Below are 5,911 nucleotides of genomic sequence, written 5' to 3'. Positions count from 1 at the left end.
GCAGACTGGCTAACTAAACGTGATATTATTAGAACGTTAGTTAAGCGAATTGAGATTAATTTTGAGGATGCAAACATCGTGTTTAGAGTAAAAGAGCTTCCAGACTCTTTTCATATGGAGAAAAATCAATGCTCGCAATGTTGTTGTAGGGGTAGGGAAACCTTTCTTGGGTTAGCTATAAAACTATGTAAAAGCAATAAATTTCTTTATTTAAGACCGAAGTTTTGCTATTCTCAGGTTTTAATAATTTAAAATTAATGAATATAAACAAAAATGAGTTTTTATTTCTTCCGCTTGGGGGAGTAGGAAGAATCGGAATGAACGTTAGCCTATATCATTACCAAGGCAAGTGGATTATGATCGACCTTGGTATCGGTTTTGCAGATGAAACTATGCCAGGTGTTGAGCTGCTCATTGCTGATGTGGATTTTATTGCTCAAAGAAAAAAAGATTTGCTTGGAATAATAATTACACATGCACATGAGGACCACTGCGGTGCAGTGCCCCACTTGTGGGAAGAGTTGCAGTGCTCCATATATACAACAAAGTTTACGGTTAATTTTCTTAAAGAAAAACTAAAAGAATTTCGATTGGAAGGTATAGTGCCTGTAAAAGAGGTAGACATAAATGGCAGCATAAATTTGGGTCCTTTTACCGTCGAGTTTATAAATGGAACTCATTCAATTCCTGAGGCAAATTCAATATTAATTAGCACTGAAATGGGTAGTGCACTCCATACCGGAGACTGGAAATTTGATCCAAAACCTGTTGTTGGATTAACTTCTAATATGGAGCGTCTAAAAGAAATTGGCGATAAAGGTGACCTGCTTGCAGCAATTTGCGATTCAACCAATATATTAAGCAAGCATCACCCTGAGTCAGAAGGTGAAATTTATAATAATATTTATAACATAATAAAGCGGTCTAAAAAGTTAGTTGCTGTTTCGCTATTCGCTTCAAATGTGGCACGAATTGAAACGATAAGCCAAGCTGCAAAAGCACTAAATAGAAAAGTAGTTTTACTTGGTAGATCTTTATGGAGAATAGTGAAAGTTGCGCAAGATAGTGGTTATTTAACTGATTCTCCTCAGTTTCTTGAAGCAAAGGAAGCAGTAAATTTTCCAAGGGAAGAACTGGTGCTACTTTGCACAGGTTGTCAAGGTGAGCCACTGGCAGCTACCGCAAGACTTGCTGCTAAGAGTCATCAAGCATTTAAAATGCAGCAAGGTGATACCATGATCTTTTCGTCAAAAATCATTCCTGGAAATGAAACTCGTGCGCACAACATGCTCAATGCCTTTATTGAGATGGGGGTAGAAGTTATTACTGAAAAAACAGAGCATGTTCATACTTCTGGACATCCAACAAGAGAAGAGCTAAAGGAAATGTATTCTTTAATAAAACCGAAGATGTCTATTCCAGTTCACGGCGAATATATTCACACGCATGCACATGTAAAATTTGCTAAAGAGTGCGGTGTGGCAAAAGCAATAATGATTGCACCAGGTGATATTGTTAATTTGGAGAACGGAGAAAAGGTTGATTCAATTGATGTTGACTACTTTGGTATTGATGGTATGTTGCTACGTCATCCGGAGAGCAGTGTTATAAAAATGCGTAAAAGAATGAGAGATGCCGGAGTTATTGTGGTAACAGCAGTTGTAAACAAGAAAAATAAATTGCTTGCTAAACCAAAAGTATTTGTACCTGGTGTTTTTGAAGTGCTAGAAGATGCAGCTACCATACAGAAAATTGTCAAGAAAGTTGAGTCGTTGTTTAGTTTGCAGCCAACAAAAAAAATTAAAAATAAGATTGAAAGTTCAATATTGAGTATCTTAAAGGAATATTTACTAAAAAGACCTATAATTGAGGTTCAGATAGAACAGGTATGAAATGAATGAGGCTATTCGTTCATCTGGTGTTATTTATTTCGTTATTTATTCCTTATTTTACAAAAGCTGCTTTATATGTTGATATAAAAAAAAGCAGTGTTGGTAATATTGGTCTTGTTGTATCTAAATGTACATGTAAAACAGCGTTGGAAAGCGAATTAAGCGAAAATATTGCAAAGGTAATAGGAACAAATTTATCTAATTGTGGCTTATTTAATGTAAAACGTGGCGCGGAAGCTGAATCTAAATCTTGGAAAAGCGATACTGTAGTCACAGTAAGTTTAAGCGAAATATCTGGTAGTGCATTAGAGCTATCATTTCGTTTATTTGACACTTTTACAAAAAGAGAATTACTTACTCAGTCAGTTGTTTTTCCAGCAAAAGACTGGAGAAAAATTGGTCACCTCGTTTCGGATGTGATACATGATAGATTAATTGGTGAGAAAGGGCACTTCAACACAAAAATCACGTATATCGCTGAAGAAAAAGATAGCAACTACAAATCTGTGCGTAAAATTGCTGTGATGAATCAAGATGGAAGTAATATAAAATACTTAACAAATGGCGATAGATTTGTGTCAACACCGAGATTCTCACCAAATGGAAAGGGCATTGTTTATATCTCGTACGCAAATGGTAAAAGTTATATAATATTAAAAAATTTAAAAGATAACACTGAATCAATAATCAGCGCATTTGAAGGAGTTGTTTCTGCACCAAGATTTTCTCCCGATGGTAAATCTCTTTTAATTTCCCACTCATTGGGTGGTGAAACGAATATATTATCTTTGGATTTAAGTAGTAAACGAACAAAAAAAATTACTAAAGGTTCAGCTATAAGCACTTCTCCCTCTTTTTCTCCAGATCAAAAGTATATGGCTTTTAGTTCTGATATAAGTGGGAGTCAGCAACTGTACGTTATCGATTTTACTAACAAAAGTAAAAAACCTAAAAGAATTAGTTTTGGAAGTGGAAGATATGCTACGCCTGTTTGGTCGCCAAAAGGAGATCTGATAGCTTTTACAAAGATTCAGTCAGGAAAATTTTACATAGGAGTTATGAAGCCAGATGGCAAAGAAGAACGTCTGCTTTCAGAGGGGCATAAAATTGAATCCCCGGCATGGTTACCAAATGGTAGAGAAATCATTTTTACAAGAACAGAATCACCAAGCAACTCTAAACTATATTTAGTAGACTTAGTAAAGAAAAATCAAAAAATGGTTTCCACTCCCACAAATGCTTCTTTACCGGATTGGTCTTATTTTTGAAAGTAGATCTATTATAGGTTTGATATGAGCCTTACTTTACTTTAATCGCTTATAACCTTTGGCACTACGAAATACCCATGCTCAGGTTTTGTATTGGACAATATCTCTTTTTTAATGTTTTGAGAATTTATAACATCATCGCGTACATGAATGTCCTTGTCTATACTGCCATAACGCATAGGAGAAACACCTTCAGTATTAACTTGCAATAAAGTATCATGTATCCAATCCAGCATTGTCAGTTCTTTGGAGTAGTGATCAATCTCATCATTTGATAACTTAATCCTTACAAGCTGTGCAATTTTAAGCATTTCTTCTTTGGTAATTGTTATTTTTCTCTTATTTGCAAATTCTATTAGTGAAGTAATAACGTCTTCTGTTGACTTAGCTGGCATCTTTACCTCCTTGGATAAAGTGAGTTAAAATATCTACGACCGAAACAACTTCCATTTTACCAGTTTTTTCAAGTTTGTGAAGTATGGTATCCGTAATCACTAATTTATCTAAAGAAGAGGAAGAAATTTTCTCAACTGCACTTCCTGAAAGCACGCCATGTGTGATGCATGAAATTACGGACTTTGCTCCGTGGCCTTTTAAAGCAAGAGCTGCATTACACAATGTTCCACCAGAGTCAACTATATCATCAACAATGACACAATTTTTATTTGCAACTTCTCCTATTATGTTCATTACTTGAGATGTGCCTGCTTTCTCCCTATATTTATCTACTACAATAATCTTATCATTTAACCCTATCTTGTACTTTTCCTCTAAAGTCTTTGCAAAAGCACGTGCTCTACCAATTGCTCCAACATCAGGTGCAACAATTGCCAAATTTTCCGTGTGTATAGAGTCAACAAATGCTTCAAAGCAGTTCAAATTAGTTATCGGTACATCAAAGAATCCTTCAATTTGACTTGAGTGCAAATCAATAACTGCAACACTANCTACTTGCACCTGCAGTTTGAATAAGATTTGCAACTAATTTAGCACTTAAAGCAGATTGCATATTATTGTTCTTGATAATTCTATCTTGTCTGCTATATCCATAATAAGGAATAATTACTACTATCCTTTTGGCTTCTAATCTATTTACTGCATCAATTATAAGCAGAAGCTCCATAAGATTATCATTCACAGGGGGAGAAAGAGATTGTATTATATATACTTCTTGATTATATAGATCATTTGCTACTTCTACATTTACCTCACCATCGGTAAACTTTGATATCCAAGCAGAGGATGGTTGAACATCTAGCCGGTTAACTACTGATTCCCCTAATTCCTTACTAGCATTACCTATTATTATCTTCATAACGCACTAATTGAGTTTTTAAGATTATACAGAAATTGTGAAATAATTGAAATGTAAGTGTCTTTATCTAGCATTCTTGTCGGTGAATTAGGTACCTCTTGTACAATGACCTGTCATTTTCACGCGTTGTTTCAATATACAGACCCAAATTGAAACAACTATACAAAATCCTGCTTATGTTTCAAGATAAATGACTTTAATGAAATATAATTTATCTAGTCATTTGTATCTGCTAACATACTACACTTCCCATTGTAGAGCCTCTGCAACTTACTGAAATTTATAATCGCTTTATAAAAATTTATACTCTTTGCTTAATTGGAGGCGCTACCTCTGCACTTTCTGCTCTGTCTAGGGTACTACTTGGTTTTTCTGCAGTAATTTTTTGAATGCTACCATCTACCTTATTCTTGATATCTGCTCCATATGATCTTAATACTTCAATAGCTTTCTCGTTTCCACTATTCAGCACAATATCCAAAGCATCCATTCCATCATTATTTTTGTGGTTGATAAAATTCTCTAACTCAAAGATTTTTATATATTGCTCAATGATGAATTCTATCACTTTTCCAGGGCAATTATTAGCGGCAGGAAAGAGTACTGCATTGTTATTATTGTCTTTCTTTGTTACATCTGCTTTGAGCTTGTCTATCAAATACTTGATAATTTCTATTCTGCTATCATCTTCTGCTTCAGTGCACTGCCTAGCAGCTAAAAACAGAGCTGTTCGCCCATTATTGTCCACATCTTCAATATCTTGTCCCTTATCAATTAAGGCTTGTATTATATTTTTGTTCCCATATAAAGCAGCAAAGTGAAGAGGAGTATACCCTTCGGTGCTTTCTCTTTCATTAATCAATGCACCATGGCTAGCTAGTAATTCTATAAATTCTGGCGTATTTGCAAAAACTGCAAAGTGCATTGGTGTTAGATCATCTTTACCATGATTTTGAGTTTTTGCATTAACGTTTGCTCCATTTTTTATCAGCAATTTTGCTATTTCTAATTGTTTGCGTCCGATGGCAATATGCAGTGGCGTACGATTGCGTTCATAATGATCATTGACGTTTGTGCCACACTTTATTAGTAGTTCTGCAGCTTCAATATTACCTTCCTGAATTGCAACGTATAAGGAAGCATATCCATCTTTTGTTTCCTCTGTCATACGAAATTGCGAACATGTTAGTTCATATATTATTAAGGATTATTATTAAGTTTTTATTAATACAATATTAATGTAGCGGGATGACGAGCTTATCGTCATCCCGCCGCGGTATCTCTAGATCCCGCTAACAAGCAGCGGGATGACGGTTTTTCAAATTATCGTAAGTCAGTTTAGCTATAGCTACAAGTTTCATTCTTCCCTTAGAACCTGTTAAGGATCTCGAAAATATGAGGTAAAATAAGCATAGTTAAGAAAGAGGTATATCTAT

At 34.9% G+C, this 5,911-nt stretch carries 4 protein-coding genes and 2 pseudogenes; 3 read left to right on the top strand and 3 right to left on the bottom strand.

The annotated features are described in order from the left end of the window. The 3 genes and pseudogenes from OZD61_RS04605 to OZD61_RS04595 all read left to right on the top strand — a co-directional run. Window positions 1–252: pseudogene (locus OZD61_RS04605) on the top strand (hypothetical protein); the annotation flags it as partial. A 5-nt stretch (window positions 253–257) separates the two neighbouring features. Continuing rightward, on the top strand, window positions 258–1,892 hold the full coding sequence (locus OZD61_RS04600) for a ribonuclease J (RefSeq protein ID WP_274980018.1): 1,635 nt from the start codon (window positions 258–260) through the stop codon (window positions 1,890–1,892). Between the two features lie 5 nt (window positions 1,893–1,897). After that, the gene (locus OZD61_RS04595; protein ID WP_274980017.1) at window positions 1,898–3,160 is read left to right on the top strand and encodes a protein TolB; all 1,263 of its coding nucleotides are present in this window, start codon (window positions 1,898–1,900) and stop codon (window positions 3,158–3,160) included. Between the two features lie 41 nt (window positions 3,161–3,201). On the opposite strand, the gene gatC is transcribed toward OZD61_RS04595, so the two are convergent. The 3 genes and pseudogenes from gatC to OZD61_RS04575 form a co-directional block, all read right to left on the bottom strand. Continuing rightward, window positions 3,202–3,555, bottom strand: a complete 354-nt coding sequence (gene gatC / locus OZD61_RS04590; RefSeq protein WP_015588776.1) for an Asp-tRNA(Asn)/Glu-tRNA(Gln) amidotransferase subunit GatC — start codon at window positions 3,553–3,555, stop codon at window positions 3,202–3,204. Continuing rightward, a pseudogene (locus tag OZD61_RS05765) lies at window positions 3,545–4,475 on the bottom strand (ribose-phosphate diphosphokinase). The gene gatC and the pseudogene OZD61_RS05765 overlap by 11 nt, the downstream one beginning before the upstream one ends. Before the next feature lie 301 nt (window positions 4,476–4,776). Continuing rightward, window positions 4,777–5,643 carry an ankyrin repeat domain-containing protein gene (locus tag OZD61_RS04575; protein ID WP_274980014.1) on the bottom strand — a complete coding sequence of 289 codons (867 nt, stop codon included), beginning with the start codon at window positions 5,641–5,643 and terminating at the stop codon, window positions 4,777–4,779. Window positions 5,644–5,911: the final 268 nt, after the last annotated feature.

The organism is Wolbachia endosymbiont of Drosophila bocki (assembly GCF_028982005.1).
GTDB lineage: Bacteria > Pseudomonadota > Alphaproteobacteria > Rickettsiales > Anaplasmataceae > Wolbachia > Wolbachia pipientis.
The sequence above is the reverse complement of the archived record's forward strand: the minus strand, read 5'-3'. Positions and strand labels throughout refer to the sequence as shown.

Excerpts from the sequence above, each read along its gene's own strand:
- OZD61_RS04600 (WP_274980018.1), top strand. The coding sequence starts at position 258 with ATGAATATAAACAAAAATGAGTTTTTATTTCTTCCGCTTGGGGGAGTA.
- OZD61_RS04595 (WP_274980017.1), top strand. The coding sequence starts at position 1,898 with ATGAGGCTATTCGTTCATCTGGTGTTATTTATTTCGTTATTTATTCCT.
- gatC (WP_015588776.1), bottom strand. The coding sequence starts at position 3,555 with ATGCCAGCTAAGTCAACAGAAGACGTTATTACTTCACTAATAGAATTT.
- OZD61_RS04575 (WP_274980014.1), bottom strand. The coding sequence starts at position 5,643 with ATGACAGAGGAAACAAAAGATGGATATGCTTCCTTATACGTTGCAATT.